A 20,512-nucleotide genomic window follows, 5' to 3' on the forward strand; every position below is an offset into this window, starting at 1 on the left:
AAAAGCTGATACAGCGGGAGACAAGAGTGTCACGACTGTATCAGGTCTGCTCAGGCAAAGAAGTTTCCAACCTTTGCGGCGTCCGCCAGGTTCCAGACGCGCCCGGCCAGTGCGTGCATCTCGGCCTCGCTTGCGGCTTCGCCAAACAGCGCCAGCCGCAGTGCTTTCTGTTCGAGTTCAGCGCGCGACAAGGTGTTGCCGGGGTCGCCCTTCGGTTCGTCGACCCGGCCAGCCAGGCGCCGGCCATCGGTGGTCTCGACCGTGACCTTGCCGATCCAGCGCGCCGGATAGGCGGTGTCGACTTCGTCGTCGAACTCCATGCCCACCTTGCCACGAAACGCCGCGATTGGCGCCGCATTGAAACTCTCCTCGAACTGGCTCAGGCCGGCCACATCGTAATGCGCGATCAGCGCCAGCACCGTCCCCATCGAGAATTTGGCCTGGTGCACCGTGTGCGGATCGACGACCGCGCCCAGCACGTCGATTGCGCCCTGGTGCACGTGCGCGACGACGCGCGCGATCTGCTCGGGTTGCAGGCCGTGGGTTCGCATTACCTGCTGCAAGGCGTCGGCGGCCGGATGCGTGTGTCGGCACGAAGCATGAAACTTGAACGAGGTCTCGGCCAGCGCCCAGCGTTCGCCCAGGCGGTCGGTCAATCTGGCCGGATCGGCGTCGCTCGACATGCCCGCTGCCATGCCCTGCGCGCCCTCGAGAATGCGGCGCGCACCGGTAAAGCCATCCTGCGCCAGGTAAGCCGACGTCAAGCCGTTCGCGGCTGCGGCGGCCGTGTGCAACTGCTTCGAGTCGGCCGCATCGCGCAGGAATTCCCACAGCCCCGCCGCCTGCGTGCCGGCCGAGCCAAACGCGTGCAGCATCTGCTCGGGCGTGAGCTTGAGCAAGTGGCCCGCCGCCGCAGCAGCGGCCAGCGTACCGGCGGTGCCCGTCGTATGGAAGATGCGGTAATGCGAGCGACCGAGAAATTCGCCGACGCGGATGCCGACCTCGTAGCCAGCCACAGCCGCCGTCAGCAGATCGCGCCCGCTGGCGCCGATCGACTGGGCAACGGCCAATGCTGCCGGAAACACGACCGCGCCGGGATGGAAGACTGAGCCGTTGTGCACGTCGTCCTGCTCGGCGACGTGCGAGGCGGCGGCGTTGACCATTGCCGCGAACATCGGCGTGGTCGTGCGGCGCGAGATCAGCACCTCGCAGGGGCCGCCCCCTGGCCCCATCGTCTGCGCGTAGCGATCGATGGTTTGCACGGCGCGTGACGTGCGGCCAGCCAGCGCGGAACCGATCCAGTCAAGGAACAGGTCCTCGGTGCGCATGCGCACGGCGTCGGGAATCTGCTCATAACGCAGGGACGCTGCGAAGGTGGCCAGCAACTGGCTCGGGTGTGCGTGATCGACCATGGGTCTCCTTGTTTCTCGTTTTATGGGTCGCGACGATGCGACGTCGCCTGCGCGCTCTGGCCATCATAGACAGTAATAAACCATCGATAGAAATAGAAATAGGTGATACCAGCATCACGTCGTTGCATGCGATCGGTGGTACCCCGCGATCCGGCACGTGGCATGCAGCACGCCGTCGTGCCTGGAAGATAGAACAGGGCAAACCCGATCTGCATATCGCTCGATCCGATCACTGCCAGTAACCTGATTCGCGACATGGAACACTTGTGCGCATGAAACTTCACACTCACAATACAGCGCTCTGTGCCATGGAAGGAATCACCAATGCGCCGTTTTGAGTTCACCGACGACAAGTCGGCCAAGTTCTGGGAAGTCGAGCAGTCCGGGCTCGACCTGAATATCCGTTGGGGTCGCATCGGCACCGCCGGGCAGAGCCAGACCAAGTCCTTTGCCGATGGCGCCAGCGCCGGTGCGGCCATGCTCAAGCTGATCAAGGAAAAAACGGGCAAGGGCTATGCCGAACAGGCTGCCACGCCAGGCGCGGTCATTGGCACTGCCCCGGTCAAGGCAGCGCCCGCCGAGGCGGCGGTTGACGCGGCGACGCTGCAAGACGACACCGCGTCGAGCGCGCCGGCCCCGGCCGCCCCGGCCGCCCCGACTACCCCGACTGCCACAGGGGCGGATCAGGTCGCGCCCTGGCTGGCAAATGGCGAACCGATTCTGCTCGACGATGCCGACGACATCACCCGTTCACGGGCGAAGGCAACCCGCCGCAACCCGCAGCCGGTCGTCATGCCAGACCAGCAGGCCACTTGGGACAAGGTGCGCAAACTGATCGGCGCGCAGATCAGGCCGGACTTCGACGGCGCCGATCCTGGCTTTCGCGCGCATTTCGAGGCAGCGTGGAACGGCATGGCCGATCCAGTGCCGGGCGGCTCGCCCCAGTCCGACGCCATCCTGCTGGCGCTGGCCGGCAGCCAGCACAGATACAGCCACGAGATCATCCCCGAACTGCTGGTCGACTACCTGGTGGCGCGCCATGGCCTGCCGTATGCGATCGACGTCCAGCTCGACGCCATGCAGTATCGTGTGCACCAGACATATTCCCACAGCGATGACAGAAAGCGCACCGTGAGCATTGTCTACCGTGCGTCGTCACCCATGCACAGTATGGTCTGCGAGCCGCTGCACGACGGCCAGTGGCGCCTGCGCGCCCATCTGGCGGCCGCGCCGCAGGCGCTCTACGACGCCTGCGCCGCCAGGGTCCGCGACGTGATGGGGACGCTGGACCTCGAATGCCAGGCCGTGCTGGCGCTGCTGTTTCCCGACTTGCCGGACATGACGCACGGCGTGCTCGACCAGTTGAGCATCAAGGGCGTCGAGCCGGTGCCGGCCATGCACTGGCTGCAACTGACCGCGACCGACGACGCCGCACTGGCGCAGGCGCGCAAGATCAAGGTCGACAGCTATTTCACGTTCTGGGGCAATGCCAGCATGGTGCGCACGCTCCTGCTCGAGCATCGCACCGACGCTGTGCGCTGGCTCGCGCCGGGCGCGGCGTTTGACGAAACGGGCGACGTGCTCACGCGCATCGGTACACCCGAAGCGCTCGATGCACTGGCTCGCGTCGCCAGCAGCAGCAAGCCGGCGCTGGCCCGCTTCGTCCTGGCCGCTGGGCGCTGGCCGGTCGCTGCGACGGTTGCGCTGGCGCGCCACCTTGGCGGCAACAGCAAGGATGGCGGCCTGTTGCTGCCGACGCTGATCGACCTGGTGCGCAATCAGCCTGGATTGCCGGCGCTGTTGCAACCCTGGCTCGAGCCGGCTGCCAATGCGCTGCTCGATCGTGTCACGGCGCGCCTGGCGGGCCCGGTCGATGTTGCCGGCGCCGCCGATCTGCCAGACGTACTGGCCAGCGTGCCGTGGCTGCAGGCGAAGAAAAAGACCATCGGCGTGCTGCAACTGGCTGCCCTGCCCTGCGCCCCGATCGAGCACTGGGATGACGGCGAGAAGGATGCGATCCTGACCCGCATGACCTGGCAATCAAGCCGCTACGAAGACGCCGCCCGCTCGCCCGAGATGATGGTCGACCTGTTGGGGTTCAAGCACGACAAGCAGACACCGGGTCGAGTCGCCGCGCTCGCTGCAGGACTTCAGGCAGTCGTCGCGGGCGACGCATCCGCGTTGCTCGCCGCCTGGCGCGCCCTGCTCGTCGAAAAGAAAAAAGAGCGCTGGTTTTACTATTTTCTCGACGGCCGTGCGGTGGCACGGATGGCGCCCGCGCTGGGCATCCCGTTCTGGAACGCCGCTGCATCGGAAGCCTCATGCACGGACGTCGATGTGGTTGCCGCGACCTGGGGCTTGCCGGCGTTGCCAGGGCTACTGGCGCGGATCAGCAGCGCGCCGACCGAGAACCTCGGCATCGCCCTGCACTTCGGCGCAGTCGAACTGGCGTCCATCGCGGCGCGCGCCTACGCCAAGCTCAAGTCGCTGCGCGGTACCGGCCGCGAATGGCTGCGCCGTTTCCCCGAGCATGCGGCCTGCGCGCTGATCGCGCCGGCGCTGGGCAAGCGGAACGAGGCGCGTGATTGCGCCGCGGCCAGCCTGCGCTACCTCGCCAGTATCGGCAAGCTGGCCTTGATCGAAGAAGTCGCGGCCCGCTATGACCTGCCCGAGGTGCTCACCGCCCTGCACGCCATGCTCGACGAAAGCCCGCTCGACCGCTACCCGGCCAAGCGCGCCGCACTGCCCGGATTCTGGAAGCCCGGCGGCTGGCACCGTCCGCTTCTGCACAACGGCAAAGCCTTGCCCGACGCCGCGCTCGATGCACTGGGTACGATGATGATGTTCCCGACCAATGAAGAAGTGTATGCGGGCTTGCATCAAGTAAAAGCTGCCTGCACGCCGCAGAGCCTGGCCGATTTCGCGTGGGACTGTTTTTCGGGCTGGCTCAATGCGTCGGCACCGTCGAAGGACAGTTGGGCGCTGTCGAACCTGGGCCTGTTTGGCCAGGACGACACGGCGCGCAAGCTCACCCCGTTCATCCGCGCCTGGCCCGGCGAAGCGGCCCATGCCCGCGCCGTAATGGGCCTGGACGTGCTGGCCGCGATCGGCAGCGACGTGGCCCTGATGCTGTTGAACGGGATCGCGCAAAAGGTCAAGTTCAAGGGCTTGCAGGACAAGGCCCGCGAAAAGATCGACCAGGTCGCCGAAGCGCGGGGCCTGAGCCCGGAAGAACTGGCAGACCGCCTCGCACCCGACCTGGGTCTGGACGCACAAGGCAGCATGCTGCTGGACTTCGGCCCGCGCGCCTACAAGGTCGGATTCGACGAGTCGCTCAAGCCCTATGTGCGCGAATGGCAGGATGGCAAGCCGGGCGCGCGCCTGCCCGATTTGCCCAAGCCGAAAAAGACCGACGACGCCGCCATGGCCGCCGACGCCGTCGAGCGTTTCAAGCTGCTGAAAAAGGATGCGCGCACGATCGCCAGTCAGCAGGTGCTGCGGCTTGAGCTGGCGATGTGCGCGCGGCGCCGCTGGAGCGCGGACGTGTTCGCGCAGTTCATCGCCGGCCATCCGCTGGTGCGCCACTTGGTGCGACGCCTGGTGTGGGGCGTGTATGCGATGCCGCTCGAGACCGTCGGCGAGGGCGAGGATGCACATGAGCAGGTGGCAAGTTACGGCGGCGAGCTGCTGGGCTGCTTCCGGGTGGCCGAGGATGGCGACTTCACCACCGCTGACGACGATCCGTTCACGCTGCCCGAGGGCGCGCAGATCCGGATCGGCCTGCCGCATGCGCTGGAGCTGCCGGCCGACCAGTCGGCCGGGTTCGGCCAGCTGCTGGCCGACTACGAGTTGCTGCAGCCATTTGCGCAACTGGGCCGCGACACGTATGCGCTGGGTGACGCGGAGCGCAGCGCCGACAAGCTGCTGCGCTGGAAGGATCTCGTGGTCCCGACTGGCAAGATCCTGGGGCTGGCCAATATCGGCTGGCGCCGCGGCCCGGCCCAGGACGGCGGGTGCATCTGGACATTCGACAAGGCGGTCGACGGCGGGCGCACGCTCGAACTGACGCTCGACCCCGGTATCATTGTCGGGATGATCGACGAGTATCCCGAGCAGACGCTGGTCGACATCACGCTGGGCCGCGCCGGGCGCGGGGGCTGGGGCCAGAACGACACGCTCTCTGTCATGGGCACGCTCGATCCGATCGCCGCCAGCGAATTGATCCGCGATATGGAACGCCTGCGTTCCTGAGACACACGATGACCATCAAAGACACCAAACAACCGAAGACCAGCGCCAGCGCGCTCCTCCAACGCCCACCGGCCGAACTGCTGTACGCGGACCAGCTCGCGCAACTGGCCGCGCGCGATGGCGACGTCAAGCCGCCCGGCTGGGGCTTGAGCATGCGCGCGGCCCGCAGTTTCATCCTGGGCGACGCGTCGCTCGGCATTCCTGCCAAGATCGTCGCGCCCGTCTCGAGCATCGAGCGCATGCTCGTCACGCTCGCCACCGGGCGCGGCCTGATGCTGGTGGGCGAACCGGGCACGGCCAAATCGCTGCTGTCCGAGCTGCTCGCCTGCGCCGTCTCCGGCGTGTCGACGCTGACGATCCAGGGCGGCGCGTCGATCACCGAAGACCAGATCAAGTATGGCTGGAACTACGCGCTCTTGATCAACGAAGGGCCGTCGCCACGGGCGCTGGTGCCGGCGCCGCTGTACCTCGGCATGCAGCAGGGCCGGATCGTGCGCTTCGAAGAGATCACGCGCGCGCCGCTCGAGGTGCAGGACTGCCTGCTGGGCATGCTGTCCGACCGCGTCATGGCGGTGCCCGAACTGGCCGGCGCCGACGGCATGCTGTACGCCCGCGAGGGCTTCAACATCATCGCCACGGCCAATACGCGTGACCGGGGCGTGAATGAAATGAGTGCAGCGCTCAAGCGCCGCTTCGATTTCGAGACCGTGTTCCCGATCCTCGACTTCGAGCGCGAGCTGACCCTGGTGGCCGATTCGGCCGCCCTGCTGCTGGCCCGCAGCGGCATCCCCACGACGCTGCCGCCGCAGGTGCTCGAACTGCTGGTGAGCACCTTCCGCGACCTGCGCGGCGCGCAGGATGGCCACGCGGCGCCAGGCAGCGGACCGGCGATGGACCGGCTCAGCGCCGTCATGTCGACGGCCGAAGCGGTCAATGTGGCGCATGCGGTGGGCATCCGCGCCTGGTATCTCGAGGGGCGCGAGGGCAACCCGGCCGACGTGGTCGACTGCATTGCCGGCACGGTGGTCAAGGACAATGCCGACGACCATGCCAAGCTGCGCCGCTACTTCGAGCAAAAGGTCGCCAAGCGCTCGGGCGAACACTGGCGCGCGTACTACGACGCCCGGCACCGCCTGCCGTGATCCGGCAAGCCGACGCCACAGCCGACGCACCGTCGATCATCGGCGTGCGCCATCACAGCCCGGCCTGCGCCAGGCTGGTGGCGGCGCGCATCCGCGCCGTCCGGCCCGCGTATGTGCTGATCGAGGGCCCGGCCGACTTCAACCTGCGGCTCGATGAACTGGCGCTGCCGCACCGGCTGCCCATCGCCATCTACAGCTATCTGTCGGACGGCGAGACCCAGCATGGCTCGTGGTCGCCGTTTGCGGAACACTCGCCCGAATGGCAGGCACTGTCGGTCGGCCGCGAACTGGGTGCGCAGGTGCGCTTCATCGACCTGCCGGCCTGGCACGATGCGTTTTCCGAGACGCTCAACCGCTACGCCGACATCGACGGCGCCGACCAGGAAGCGCGCGCGCACGCCTACCTCGATGGCCTGGCCGAGGCGCTGGGCACCGAGGGCCGCGATGCGCTGTGGGACCAGCTGTTCGAGGACCACGCCGACCTGGACCTGCTCGACGCCAGCCTGACGCAGTATTTCGCGCATCTGCGCAACGACGATCCCGGCTCGATCGGCAACGCCGCGCGCGAAGCGATGATGGCGCAGTGGATCGGCTGGGCGATGGCGCAGGGACACGGCCCGGTGCTGGTCGTGTGTGGCGGCTACCATGCGCCGGCGCTGGCGCGCCTGTGGCCGGCGGCGCATGCGGGCTATCGGCCGGGCGACCCTGAACCGGGCACCCCGGCGCCCGGCGGCGCGACGCCGATTGATGTTCGACACGGGTCGTTTCTCGTGCCCTACACCTTCAAGCGGCTGGACGCGTTTTCGGGCTACGCCTCGGGCATGCCGTCGCCGGCGTATTACGACTGGGTGTGGCAGCACGGCCTCGAAGGCGCGGGACGCCAGTTGCTGCAACGGGTGCTGGAACGCCTGCGCGCGAAAAAGTTGCCGGCGTCGACCGCCGACCTGATGGCCGTGCACCTGCGCGCCCATGGCCTGGCCATGTTGCGCGGCCACCGCACCCCGCTGCGGAGCGACTGGCTCGATGCGCTGGCCGGCACGCTGGTGGCCGATGCCCTCGATGTGCCCCTGCCGTGGACCTACCGCGGGCCCATCCGCGCCGGCACCGATCCGGTGCTCGTGCAGACGATGGATGTGCTGGCTGGCGACGGCGCCGGTGCGCTGGCGCCGGGCACGCCGCAGCCGCCGCTGGTTGCCTCGTTCCTCGCCGAGCTGGCCGCTGCCGGCTTGCCGCTGCAACGTCAACCGGTCGACGTAGACCTGGACCTGCACACACCGGAGGGCCGGCGGCGCAGCCAGGTGCTGCACCGGATCGCCCTGCTCGACCTGCCGGGCTTCGTGCGCAAGAGCGGGCCGGGCTGGGCGCTCGCAGGGCAATCGACAGAATGCTGGACCATCAGTCAGCCGTTCGCGCAGACGGCCGCGCTGATCGAGGCCGGCGCCTGGGGCGCGACGCTGCTGGACGCCGCCCGCGCAAGGCTGGAAGACCGCCTGCGCAGCGCCGGCCGGCAGATCGATGCACTGGCGCGCCTGCTCGACCGCGCCGCCTTTGCCGGCCTGCCCGGGCTGAGTACGGCGGTGCTGGCCGAACTGCAGGCAGCCGTGGCCGAGGAAGCGCGCTTCGAGCCGCTGGGCACGGCCGTCGGCACGCTGTTCATGCTGCTGCGTCATGGGCACATGCTCGGCATGGCCGATGCGCCGGTGCTGCGGGTGGTGATCGAGGCCGGGGTCGACCGCGCCCTGTGGCTGCTCGAGCCGCCTGCCGCCGTGCCCGCGGGCCAGGTGGACGAGCACATCGCGGCGCTGGTGGCGCTACGCCAGATCGCGCTCGACGTGATCAGCAGCCGGCGCGAAGAGGCAGGCAGCGTGCTGTCGATCGACGTGCCGCGCATGCTGGCGGTGTTCGAACGCAAGGCCGCCAGCGTGGCGTCCGCCCCGCTCAGCCGTGGCGGCGCACTGGGCGCGGTGATCGGCCTGCGCGCCCACGACGGTGAAACCGCCGCGCCGCTCGCAGCACTGGCGCTCAACGTGCTCGACAGCCTGACACCGGCGCAACTGGGTGACGCTGTCAGCGGCTTGCTGGCACTGGCGCGCGACGCGCTGCTGCACGAGACGCACTTTGTCGCCGGCCTGGACGCCCGCATCCAGCGCCTGGCCGACGACGAATTCGTCAGCGCCCTGCCCGCCCTGCGCGCCGCGTTCGGCTGGCTGCCCACGCGTGAACGGGGCGACCTGGCGTCGCAGGTGCTCGGCCTGCACGACGCGTCGCACCTGTCCCGCCACGACCTGACCGCGCGCCATGGCGCCTGGGCCGCCGAGGATGTCGCGGCTCACCGCCTGGCCGAGCAACAGGCGCTGGCTGCCCTGGCCGCATGGGGCATCGCGTTTGCGCCCGGAGCACCAGCATGACCCTCCAGATTCCCCTGCCCCTCGAACGCTGGCGCCTGATACTGGGCGAAGCGGCCGAATCCGCATGCGGCGCGCTGGGCGCGCAAGCCGCCCAGGCCGACGCTGCGCTCGAATGGTTGTACGGGCGCGATCCCGCTCGCGGCGAGCGCGATGAACGCGGCGCTGGCCTTGGCCCGTCGAGCCTGAGCACGCCCGACTGGATCAACAGCATCCAGACGCTGTTTCCGAAAGAAGTGATCGAGCGGCTGGAGACCGACGCCGTTGAGCGCTTCGGCATCGACGAGGTCGTGACCAACCTGGAGGTGCTGGACCGCATCACGCCTTCCGAATCCCTGCTGCGCGCCGTCCTGCACACCAAGCACCTGATGAATCCCGAGGTGCTTGGCGCAGCGCGCAAGCTCGTGGCCGAGGTCGTGCGCCGCATCATGGAACAGCTCGACACGGAGGTGCGCCGGGCATTCAGCGGTACGCGCGACCGGCGCCAGCGCAGCCAGCTCAAGATCGCCAGCAACTTCGACTTCAAGCGCACCGTCGCCGACAACCTGCAGCGCTGGGATCCGGCACGCCAGCGCCTGTATGTCGAGCGGCCCGTGTTCATGAGCCGCAGCCGGCGTCACGCGCAGCCGTGGGACATCATCCTGCTGATCGACCAGAGCGGCTCGATGGTGAGCTCGGTGATCCACAGCGCCGTGATGGCGGCCTGCCTGTGGAACCTGCCCGGCATGCGCACACGCCTGGTCGCGTTCGACACGGCCGTGGTCGACCTGACGTCGAGCGTCGCCGACCCGGTCGAACTGTTGATGAAGGTCCAGCTGGGCGGCGGCACCGACATCGCCCATGCCGTGGCCTACGCTCAAGGCCTGATCAGCAATCCGACCCGCAGCGTGGTCGTGCTGGTGAGCGACTTCTACGAAGGCGGCAGCGAGTTCGATCTGGTGCGGCGGGTCAAGGCGCTGGTTGCGGGCGGCACCAGGGTGCTGGGTCTGGCGGCGCTCGACAGCGGGGCCGATCCTGCCTTCGACCGGGCGATGGCCGGGCGGCTGGTCGATGCCGGCGCCCAGGTCGGCGCCATGACGCCCGGCGAGCTGGCGACCTGGCTGGCGGAGAAACTGAAAGCATGACGATGGTGCGCACCGATCTGATGGAGCTGGGCCCGGACGCCCTGACGGCGCTGGCCAACCCGGGGTTTGTCAAGCGCGCGCAGAAGGATGTCGCCGCCGGCGCATTGCCGGCCCTGCGCCAGGATCCCGACGGCACCGTGCACGCGCTGTTTGCCGATGCGGTGCAGACCAGCATGCCGCCCGGGGTCGCGCTGCGCGATGCCGCCTGCAATTGCAGCGCCAGCGGCATGTGCCGGCATCGCGTGATGCTGGTGCTGGCCTACCAGGCCGAGCATGCCGGTGCCCCGGGTGCTGCAGGCGATGCGGCCGAGGCGCAGCCTGACCACTGGAATCCGGCCGACTTCGACGACGAAGCGCTCACCGCCGCCTGCACGCCCAAGGTGCTCGAGCAGGCGCGCAAGCTGGCCCTGGAGCGGCCTGCCGCCACCGTCGTGCTGGGCGGCGCTGCCGGGAGCGTGCCTGCGGCCCACCTGCCCATGAGCCAGGTGCGCTTCTTTTCCAGTACCAGCCTGGCGCTGGCGCGCTGCGACTGCCAGCAGGGCACGGCCTGTGCTCACGTCGTCCTGGCCTGCTGGGCCTTCCGGCAAGCGCGGCAGTCTCATCCCGGCATGAGCGAGGTGACGCTGGTGGTCGCGCCGTCTGGCGTGGCGTCGCCCGAGGTTGCTGGCGGCATCATGGACACGGCGGCAGCGCACCACGCCCGCGAACTGGTGCTCGACTGGCTGTGGTCGCTATGGCGCGAGGGTGCGGCCCAGCCCCTGCCGGGCCTGGAAGCACGTTACGAAGCCATCATGGCCGCGCTGACGCAGCTGGGCTGGACCTGGGTGCGCGAGGATGTCGATGCCGTCTGGCGCATCGTGCAAGCGCTGGCGCAGCGCTCGAATCGCTTCGGCATGGCCGACCTGGTCGACGCCAGCACCGGCCTGCACGCGCGCCTGCAGGGCGCCGCCCATGCGGACGCGACACCGGGCGCGCGCATGCCGGCCAGCCAGATCCTGGGCATCGGCCAGCAGGGCGAAGTGGCGCTCGATCTGCTGCGCCTGGTGTCGCTGGGCGTGACGTGCTGGCGCGATGACGCGGGCGTCGGTGCGAGTATCGTGTTCGCCGATCCCGATACCCAGGCGGCCTGCACCCTGGAACGCACCTGGGCGCGTGGCGACGATGCGCAGGACGACGCCGGGCTGCTGCTGAACCGGCGCATTGCGGGCCATCCGCTCAGGCTGCTTGGCGCTGGCCAAGTCGTGACCCGGGCCGCGAAACGGCGCGCCAACGCCAGCGTCGAACTGGGTTCGCAGGCCCGGCAAACAAGCGTGCTGGCGCTGTCGCCAAAGGCGTGGGATGACCTGCGCGCACCGCTGCGCTTCGCCAGTCTGGGCCCCCTGCAGCAGCACCTGCGCAGCCGCCCGCCGGCTGGCATCCGGTCGAGCCAGGCGGGCAGCAACTGGCATGTGATCGACGTACGCGACATGACGCTTGCGCACTGGGCCTGGGATGGCGTGCAGCAGACGCTGTTTGCGCAGTGGGAAGAAGCCGATGGCCCGTGCTGCGCGCCAGGCTCGGTTATCAGAGTGTGACCCCGGGCGCCGTCGATGCGCTGGCACGGGCACTGGCTGGCGAGTGGGGCGCCGTGCACGCCATCGCCGGGCCCGTGTCGTGCGAGGGCGGCGGCGTGGCCATCCAGCCGACCGGCGTGCTGACCGACCAGCGCGCGGTCGTCCTGGCGCTCGAACCCAGGGCGCCACACCCGATGCCGGTGCGCGAAATGCCGGTCGGGGCCGATCCCGGCCAGGCCTTGCTGCGCATGACGTTCACGTTACTGGAGCAGGTTGCGCGCCAGGGGTTGCGGCATATGCCGCCGTCGCTGCAGCGGCGCGCGCTGACACAGGCGACAGAGCTCGACGAGGCGGGCTACGCCGAAGTGGCCCGCCTGCTGCGCGCCGCGCTGGCCGACCAGCGCGATGCCGACCGGTTGGCGACGCTGTCGGCACTGGGTAGTTTGCTGCGCGCACTGCTGAACCAGGGCGCGTGACACGAGCGCACCTGATGTGCGTTCGCCACTGACGAGACCAGCAAGCCACCGGCGTTGCTGACGCACTCCAGCGACCATGCTCCACCATCCAACTGCATTGCCGAGCCAGCTGGCAGCCGAGAGGCCGCATCAGCGGTCTCCTTCGCCCGCTCGCAGCGACATTCTTTGCTATTCCCACTCTATCGGTAATGAGATATCATTCTCAATAATAAAATACACTGTCGAGCCGACGGGCCTCTCCGCGCGCGCCCGTTTTACAAGAGATCCCATGATCAAAATCGACCACCTGACCAAGCGCTACGGCGAACGCGTCGTCGTCAACGACCTCAACCTGCACGTCGAAGCCGGCCAGGTCTATGCATTGCTTGGCCCGAATGGCGCCGGCAAATCCACGACGATCGGCTGCCTGCTCGGCTTCGTCAAACCCGACGCCGGCCGGATCACGCTGGCCGGTTCGCCGTTGATGCCGGCCGAGGCTGCGATCCGGCACGCCGCCTACATCGCCGAAAACGTGGCCCTCTACGAGCGCCTGACCGGCGTCGAGAATGTCGACTTCTTCATGCGCCTGCTGGGGCGCCGGCTTGCCACGGCCGAGATCGAAGCCTTGCTGGAGCGGGTCGGCCTGCCCCGCCACGCCTGGCACCGCCAGGCGCACGGCTATTCGAAAGGCATGCGCCAGAAGGTCGGCATCGTCATGGCGCTGGCCAAGGGCGCGCGCGTACTGGTGCTCGACGAGCCAACCTCGGGCCTGGATCCGGAAGCAAGCGTCGCCTTCGGCCACCTGATCCGCACCGTCGCCGACGACGGGGCAGCCGTGATCATGGCCACGCACGACCTGCTGCGCGCGCAGGAACTGGCGGACCGCTGTGGCGTCCTGGTGGGCGGCCACCTGGTCAGCGAATGGCAACTTGGAGAACTGCATGCCGGCGAACTCGAACGCAATTACCTCGACAGTCTCGCTGCCCGTGCTTGATGCCGTGTGGCGACAAGCCTTCATCGGCGCCTGGCAGGCCGACTGGCACGAGCGCCGGCGCGACTGGCGCGTGGCGCTGGTGCTGGCCCTCGGGCTGGCGCTGGCCGCAGGCGCGGCGCTGCTGGCCTCGCTCGACCTGGAGCGCACCCGCGCCGCGCGCGCCGTCGCGGCTGCGGCGGAGGCCGAACGCTGGGTGCACCAGGGCAGCAAGAATCCCCATTCCGCCGCGCACTACGGCGTGTACGCGTTCAAGCCGCTGCCGACACTGGCGGCGATCGATCCCGGCATCGAACAATATGTGGGGTCCAGCATCTGGCTCGAAGCGCACAAGCAGAACGACATGGTGTACCGCCCCGCCGCCGACAGCGCGGGCGCCGACCGCCAGTTTCGCCTGAGCCCCGCGCTGGTGCTGCAAGTGCTGGCGCCGGCGGCGATGATCTTTCTGGGCTTCGGCATGTTTGCCGGCGAGCGCGAACGCGGGATGCTGCCAGCGCTGCGCCTGAACGGCGCGCCACTGGGCGCAATCGCGGTCGCACGTGGCGCGGTCCTGCTGTGCCTGGCCATGACGCTGTCGCTGCCCGCCATCGTCGCCATCGTCGCCTTGAAGTGGCAGGCCGGCGGCGGCGAGCCGGTTGCCGATCCGGGCCTGCGCGCGCTGCTCTTCGGTGGCGGCTACCTCGTCTACCTGACTGTCTGGGCCGCCATCATCACGGCCGCGTCGGCGTATGCGGCCACGCTGCGCGCCAGCCTGGCCCTGCTCGTTACCCTGTGGACTGCGCTCACGCTGGTGCTGCCGCGCGCCGCCGCCGAGCTGGCGCAATCGGCCGCGCCGCTGCCGTCCGCGCAGGCATTCCGGCAAGCCGTCGACGACGACCTCGGCATGCCGGACGATCCGCAGGAGGCGGAACGCCACAAGCAGCAACTGCTCAAGCAGTATGGCGTCGATAAGGTCGCCGACCTGCCGGTCAACTGGGCTGGCATCAGCCAGCTGCGCAGTGAAGCGCATGGCAATGTCGTCTTCGACCGCCATTACGGCCCGCTGTTCGCGGCGCTGGCAAGCCAGGACCGGGCGATGGCGCTGGCGGGCTGGTTCTCGCCGGCCGCCGCGATCGCAGGGCTGTCGAGCCGGCTGGCCGCCAGCGACAGCGCCAGCCACGTCGAATTCATCCGCGCTGCCGAAACCCACCGCCGCCTGATGCAGAACCTGCTCAACAGCGACCTGGCGCGCCATCCGGACCGCGATGGTGTCAAGTACCAGGCCGATGAGGCGCTGTGGCGCAGCATTCCCCTGCTCACGTTTGGCTACGCGGCGCTCGATCTGCGTGAAGTGGCCGTGCGCTGGTTGTTGCCGCTCTTCACGCTGCTTGTCGCCAGCATTGGCTTTGCTTGGGCCGCGCTGCGGCGCCTGCGTGTCGGAAGCGTTGGGAAAGTCAAATGACCCGCACCCTGGCACTGATTCGCTTCGATCTGCGCGCACTGCTGCGCGAGCGCGGCACGCTGCTGCTGCTCGCGGCGGCGCTGTTGCTGGCCTGGTATGGCCTGTTTGAAGGCGCCCGCTTCCAGCAGCACGCGCAGGCCGCGAGCCAGGCGGCAGTTGCGCAGGAAGCCACGGCGCGCGCAGCGGCCAGGGATCTGGCGGCGCGCTACTTCGCGCAGCCGGACGCGCCCGAATTTGCCGGCCTGCTGTATTACCGCACGCCAGTGGACGTGCGCGGCTACGCGTTTCGCGAGCACGTGGGCTTTGCCGTCATGCCGGCGCTGCCGGGTGCGGCGCTGGCGATCGGCCTGGCCGACATCCAGCCGTCCTATGTGCGGGTGCGGGCCGAATCGATGGCGTCGGTGCGCACTGCCACCGACATCGACCACCCTGCCCGCCTGGCATCGGGCCGTTACGACCTGATGTTCTTCGTGGTCTACCTGTGGCCTTTGATCCTGTTGACGCTGTCGGCGTCGGTGCTGACGCAAGACCGCGAGAGCCTGCGGCTGCGCAGCCTGCTGCTGCAGGGCGTCGGCACGGCGCGCATCCTGTTTGTCCAGGCCGGCATGCGCGTCCTGCTAGCGACGACGTTGCTGATCCTGGGCGTCGCTGGCCCCGCGCTGCTGTCCGGCGCCGTGCCATTCGATGGCGCCGGGGCAGGCGCGCTTGCCCAGTGGGCCGGTCTGGTGCTGCTGTACTCGGCGTTCTGGAGCGGCGTCGGCATCGCCGTCTGCGCCTGCTGCGCGAACCGCATGAGCGCCGCCTTTGCCGGCTTCGGCCTGTGGCTGCTGTTCGCGATCGTGCTGCCGGCCGCCCTCGACGCTGTCACTCGCATCGCGGCACCGGTGCCGCCCCGCGAACGCTATGTGCAAGCCATGCGCGATGCCCTTGATCAGGTCAATGCCGACCAGGCCGGCAGCCTGGCGCGTTTCTATGACAGCCATCCCGAATGGAAACCCAGGCACACCGCGCCGGGCGAGGTCGCTTCGAGCGTGTCACGCCTGCACCGGGCCCAGGAAACCGAACGTCTCATGGCAGGCGTCGAACGCGAGTTCGCGTTGGCCGAACATGCGCGCGCTGCGTTCTTTACCCGCATGAGCGTGCTCAGTCCCGTCAGTCTTGCCAATGCCGCCTTCACCGACGCCGCCGGCACCGACCGCGCCCGCCATCGCCGCTTCATCGAGGACGTCGCGCGCCACCAGGCCCGCTTGCGCGACTGGTTCCAGGCCGCCATTCAGCGCGCAGCACTGGGCGACGAACAGGCGCCGTGCGCCCGCACCTGTCTGGGCGGCTATGGGTTCCGCGACTTCGATGCGGTGCCCCGCTACGCCGCGTCGCCTGCACTGGCGCGCCCGGCGCCCATGCCGGCGCGCACCTGGATGCTGCCGGCCTGGGCCTGCGCCTTCGCCGTGCTGGCCTGCATCGCCCTGTGGCGCGAGCGCCGCCGGCAGCGCTGCTGACATCCGTTTCCCTCACACAGAACCTGCCACCCACTGGAGTATTGATCTTGCAATCCGCTACCCGTTTCACCCGCCTGCGTGCGATTCCCCGCGCCGTCATGCTCACCTGCCTGTTTGGCGGCGTTGCCGTGGCTGATGACGAGACGCCCGACCTCGCGCCGCTGGCCGAATCCGCGGCGCAGGTCGTCGAAGTCCGGGGCCAGCGCGGCGACGACGAACGGCTCGCGCCTGGCCTGGGCGCCAGGTCGCTGCCGGGCAGCGTGACCACCGTGACGGCCGAGGACCTCGCCACACTCGACATCGGGCGCGACATCTCGAATGTGTTTCGCCGCGTGCCGGGCGTGGTGGCCAACAATATCGACCAGGGTGACACCGGCAATGGATTTCGCATGCGCGGCTTCGCCACCCAGGGCACGCACGGCGCCGACACCGCCATCTATATCGATGGCGTGCCGCAGAACATTCCATCGAGCCAGGGCGGCGCGGGCCACGGCCCGGCGTTCCTCGAATGGATGACCGGCGACATGATCGACACGTTCGACGTCATCAAGGGCCCGGTCTCGGCCCTGTACGGCGACCAGAACCGCGCCGGCGCGGTGGCGATCCGCACCCGCGAAGGCGGCGCGGCCACGCCGTCAAGCGCCACGGTGACCGTGGAAAGCTATGGCGGGCGGCGCGGCTCGCTCGTGCTGTCGAATGACTTCGGGCGCATCCGTTCGCTGGTGGTGGCCGACCGCTACAGCCTCGACGGTTTCCGCCACGGCGCCAGCCTTGACCGCAACAACCTGTTCTGGAAACTCTCGACCAATATCGGTGACGGTGTCTACAGCCTGCGCGCCACCTATTACAAGTCGGACTATGCCGGCGCCGGCTACCTGTCGCTGCCGGCCATGGAAGCCGGCCTCGTCGATCCGCACGACACCATGTTCAACCTGCCGGGCTTTGGCGATGCACACCGCAAGACGCTCGTGTTCAACCGCAGTCTGGCATCGGGCGACGCGGGCTGGTTCGCCACCGCCTATGCGGAAGACTTTGCGCGCAGCCGCGCGATCCAGACCAGCACCACGCTGCATACCTATGGCTATGACGAGCGCGACATCTTTGGCGCGCGCGGCGGCAATACCTGGGTCTTCGGCTCAGCCGGCGTGCTGACGGCCGGCTTTGAGGCGCGCCAGGACAAGGGCGATGCGTTCCGCCAGCAATACCGCAACCGGCAACCGACCGCCAGCTACGTCAACAACCAGGACCTCGACCTGCTGACCTATGGCGCGTTCATCCAGGGCCAGTACCGCATCCTGCCCACGCTCAAGCTGCACGGCGGCGCGCGCTACGACCGCTTCGACTACGACCTCGTCAACCGCAAGCTGCCCGCCGCATCGACCGGCTACGAAGCCTCGGTGGTCACGCCAAAATACGGCGCGATCTGGAATGTCCTGCCGACCGTCGAGCTGTACGCGAACATCGCCCAGGGCTTCCGCTCGCCGGCAGCCGAGCAGATCAGCACCAGCGGCAGTCTGGGTCCGCTGGGCGCGCTTGGCGGGCGCAGCAATCCCGGCATCGATCCGAGCCGGGTGCGCTCGCACGACCTCGGTTTCAAGGCGGCGCCACTGGACGGCCTGAGCGTGTCCGGTGCGTTCTACTATATCCAGAATGACGACGAGATCATCAACACGGCGCCGGACGTGTTCGTGGCGTCCGGCCAGACCACGCGCCGCGGTCTCGAACTTGATCTGCACTACCAGCTCAGCAGCGCGCTGAACACCTACCTGAGCTACGGCCGCATCCTGCGCGCGCAGCTGGACAATCCGGCGCCTGGCGCCGGCCCGCGCCTGTCGGTGCCGGAACACACGTGGAAAGCCGGCGTCCAGTACCGCACGGCGATGGGCCCGGGCCGGCTGTCACTGAGCGGCGACGTGTACGTCACGGCCGGCAATCCCTACTACATGGGCACGCCGCTGTACGAGCGCGACATGCCGACCTATGTACGCTACGACATCAAGGCGACCTACGATCTGGGCAAGTTCCAGGGTTCGCTGTTTGCCACGCTGCAGCCGCATGAGTTCGCCAGCGACATCGCGTATGGCACAGCCGGTGGCTTGCTGATAACGACCGTGCCGCAGGCCACGGCGGGAGCGTCGCTACGTTACTACTTCTGATCGGGAGAGACCGCGTCCATCGTGGCGCGGTCCCTTGCACCGGCGACCCATTCGATTGATGCAGATCAACGACTGCCAGGCGCCGCAGGGTGTAATTTTGATGCCTGTCACATTACCCCTCCATCACAGCGCATGCACCACACCTCATGGTAGTTCCCCGTCTGACCTGGCCCGCCAAAGCACATGGCGGCGCCGCGCATCTCTTTCTGCTGTTGCTGCTCCAGGCTGCCACGAGTGCCGCCGCATTCGCCCATGATGCCGTCGCGGGCGCCGACGTCCCGGCTCTGCCCCCCATGGTCAATTCGTGCGACACGCCGGCGCATGCGCCGCCTGCCGCCGCACCTGCGGCATCCTGGCTGTCCGGCGCGCAGGGACTGGCGCCGCTGGCACTGCAATTGCTGCGCGCGGCACCCGCGCACGGCCTCGACATGCGCCGCTATGAGGTCGACGAGCTGAACCGGCGAATGGCCGGCCCGGAGGGCGCATCGACGGCATTCGTGCGCGACCTCGACCGTGCAATGGTCCAGTACCTGTGCGATCTGCACGGCGGCCGTGCGGCCTGGGCCAGCCGGGTGTCCGCAGCGCCCGACACAGGTTTCGATCCGCGCCAGCGCCTGGCCACCGTGCGCGACGCGCAAGGGCTGGCACAGGCCATCGATGCAGCCGTGCCCGCCATTCCGCTGTATGGCCGGGTCAAGGCGACGCTGGCACAGTACCGCGCCCTGTCCCTGGCGACACCGGACTGGCCCGCGCTGCCGGCGGTCTCACGGGCCGCCATCCACGCCGGCGAGCCGTACGCGGGCGCGGCCATGCTGCAGGCGCGGCTGCAGTTGCTGGGTGATCTGGACGCGCAGGCGCCCATGGGCAGCGACGGCATCTATACGCCGGCGCTGGCTGGCGCAGTGCGGCGTTTCCAGGCGCGGCACGGGCTGGACGAAGACGGCGTACTGGGCGCCGCGACGGTCACGGCGCTGTCGGTGCCGCCCGCGCACCGTATCGCCCAGCTGGCGCTGACGCTCGAACGGCTGCGCTGGCTGCCCCCTCCCCCGGTGCACGGGCGCGTCGTCGTCGTGAACGTGCCCACCTACCGCTTGTGGGCCTTCGATGCCAGGGACAATTTTGCCGCGCCAGCGCTGGAAATGCGCGTGATCGTCGGCGCGCGCGGTCGCACGCCCACGCCCCTGTTCATCGGAGAAATGCGCTACCTCGAATTCGCGCCTTACTGGAATGTTCCTGCCAGCATCCAGAAGAATGAAATCGTCCCGAAGCTGGCGCGCAATCCTGCCTACCTGCAGCAAAATGACATGGAACTGGTGGGATCGGACGGACGCGTGCTGCAGGTTGGCGCCGGCGATGCGGCAAGCCGCCTGCAGGTCGGCGGCGCCAGGGTCAGGCAGCGCCCCGGCCCGCGCAATGTGCTGGGCGACGTCAAGTTCGCGCTGCCCAACCCGATGAATATCTACCTGCATTCGACGTCGGCCAGGGAACTGTTCAAGCGCACGCACCGTGACCTGAGCCATGGCTGCATCCGCGTCGAACAACCGGCCGAGCTCGCGCAATTCGTGCTGGCCGATCCGCAGCAGTGGAGCGGTGCGCAGGTGGCTGCCGCCATGAGCGCGGGCAAGAACCGTTTTGTCAGGCTGGCCGAACCGGTGCCTGTGGTGCTGTTCTATGCAACGGCCCTGGTCGATCGTGACGGCCGGGCCTTGTTCGCCCCCGATATCTACGGGCGCGACGCTGCGCTGATCGCCGCGCTGCAGCTGGAATGAATGCGATGCCGCCGTCGCGCGGCGCCGGCGGCGCCCTGCGTCACGCCACGGCGACTGCGTTACTCACGTGTTCGCTGTCGATGGTCTCCTGCTTGACGGACGACGACGTGGTGTCCGCCGGCGCCTGCGCCGCAGCACCGTGGACGGCGGCGGCCTGCGCCAGCAGCGCGTAGAAGATCGAGTTCATGCGGCGCATTTGTTTGGTGTTCATGGGGGCTCCCTGGTTGACGGATGAGCGCCATGCATATGGCAGTCACGGCATGCAGTGTGCAGAGACAAGGCCGCAATTTCAATGATGCAAGTCAAAGACTGCC

13 protein-coding genes are annotated in these 20,512 nt (G+C 68.6%); 11 read left to right on the top strand and 2 right to left on the bottom strand.

Features of this window, described 5'->3' with window-relative positions:
* Positions 1 to 50: 50 nt before the first annotated feature.
* Entirely contained in the window at positions 51 to 1,412 is a 1,362-nt protein-coding gene (locus AC56LY_RS11305; RefSeq protein WP_499579372.1) for an MmgE/PrpD family protein, read from the bottom strand.
* Between the two features lie 324 nt (positions 1,413 to 1,736).
* Between AC56LY_RS11305 and AC56LY_RS11310 the strand changes: the two genes are divergently transcribed.
* The 11 genes from AC56LY_RS11310 to AC56LY_RS11360 all read left to right on the top strand — a co-directional run bounded on the left by AC56LY_RS11310 (position 1,737) and on the right by AC56LY_RS11360 (position 20,198).
* Complete coding sequence (locus AC56LY_RS11310; RefSeq protein WP_499579374.1) at positions 1,737 to 5,663, top strand: DUF4132 domain-containing protein; 3,927 nt, start codon at positions 1,737 to 1,739, stop codon at positions 5,661 to 5,663.
* 8 nt (positions 5,664 to 5,671) lie between these two features.
* Complete coding sequence (locus AC56LY_RS11315; RefSeq protein WP_499579376.1) at positions 5,672 to 6,805, top strand: ATP-binding protein; 1,134 nt, start codon at positions 5,672 to 5,674, stop codon at positions 6,803 to 6,805.
* Positions 6,802 to 9,213, top strand: coding sequence for a DUF5682 family protein (locus AC56LY_RS11320; protein WP_499579378.1), 2,412 nt, complete (start codon positions 6,802 to 6,804; stop codon positions 9,211 to 9,213). The genes AC56LY_RS11315 and AC56LY_RS11320 overlap by 4 nt, the downstream gene beginning before the upstream one ends.
* Positions 9,210 to 10,334 carry a VWA domain-containing protein gene (locus AC56LY_RS11325; RefSeq protein WP_499579381.1) on the top strand — a complete coding sequence of 375 codons (1,125 nt, stop codon included), beginning with the start codon at positions 9,210 to 9,212 and terminating at the stop codon, positions 10,332 to 10,334. Before AC56LY_RS11320 ends, AC56LY_RS11325 begins: the two co-directional genes overlap by 4 nt.
* Positions 10,331 to 11,908 (top strand): YehQ family protein, encoded by a 1,578-nt coding sequence (locus AC56LY_RS11330; protein WP_499579383.1) that lies wholly within the window; start codon positions 10,331 to 10,333, stop codon positions 11,906 to 11,908. Before AC56LY_RS11325 ends, AC56LY_RS11330 begins: the two co-directional genes overlap by 4 nt.
* Positions 11,875 to 12,363 (top strand): YehQ C-terminal OB-fold domain-containing protein, encoded by a 489-nt coding sequence (locus tag AC56LY_RS11335; RefSeq protein ID WP_499579386.1) that lies wholly within the window; start codon positions 11,875 to 11,877, stop codon positions 12,361 to 12,363. Before AC56LY_RS11330 ends, AC56LY_RS11335 begins: the two co-directional genes overlap by 34 nt.
* Before the next feature lie 268 nt (positions 12,364 to 12,631).
* Positions 12,632 to 13,336: an ABC transporter ATP-binding protein gene (locus tag AC56LY_RS11340; RefSeq protein ID WP_499579388.1), complete on the top strand. Its 705-nt coding sequence runs from the start codon at positions 12,632 to 12,634 to the stop codon at positions 13,334 to 13,336.
* Positions 13,284 to 14,774, top strand: coding sequence for a DUF3526 domain-containing protein (locus AC56LY_RS11345; RefSeq protein WP_499579390.1), 1,491 nt, complete (start codon positions 13,284 to 13,286; stop codon positions 14,772 to 14,774). Before AC56LY_RS11340 ends, AC56LY_RS11345 begins: the two co-directional genes overlap by 53 nt.
* Entirely contained in the window at positions 14,771 to 16,273 is a 1,503-nt protein-coding gene (locus AC56LY_RS11350) for a DUF3526 domain-containing protein (protein ID WP_499579393.1), read from the top strand. Before AC56LY_RS11345 ends, AC56LY_RS11350 begins: the two co-directional genes overlap by 4 nt.
* 47 nt (positions 16,274 to 16,320) lie before the next feature.
* A complete protein-coding gene (locus AC56LY_RS11355) occupies positions 16,321 to 18,429 on the top strand; it encodes a TonB-dependent receptor (RefSeq protein ID WP_499579396.1) in 2,109 nt (702 codons plus the stop codon).
* Between the two features lie 146 nt (positions 18,430 to 18,575).
* Positions 18,576 to 20,198, top strand: a complete 1,623-nt coding sequence (locus AC56LY_RS11360) for a L,D-transpeptidase family protein (protein ID WP_499579398.1) — start codon at positions 18,576 to 18,578, stop codon at positions 20,196 to 20,198.
* 40 nt (positions 20,199 to 20,238) lie between these two features.
* Here the strand turns inward: AC56LY_RS11360 and AC56LY_RS11365 are convergent, their stop codons facing one another.
* Positions 20,239 to 20,409, bottom strand: coding sequence for a hypothetical protein (locus tag AC56LY_RS11365; RefSeq protein ID WP_499579400.1), 171 nt, complete (start codon positions 20,407 to 20,409; stop codon positions 20,239 to 20,241).
* Between the last annotated feature and the right edge of the window lie 103 nt (positions 20,410 to 20,512).

The sequence above is a fragment of the Telluria sp. ZT3P25 genome (assembly GCF_059685895.1).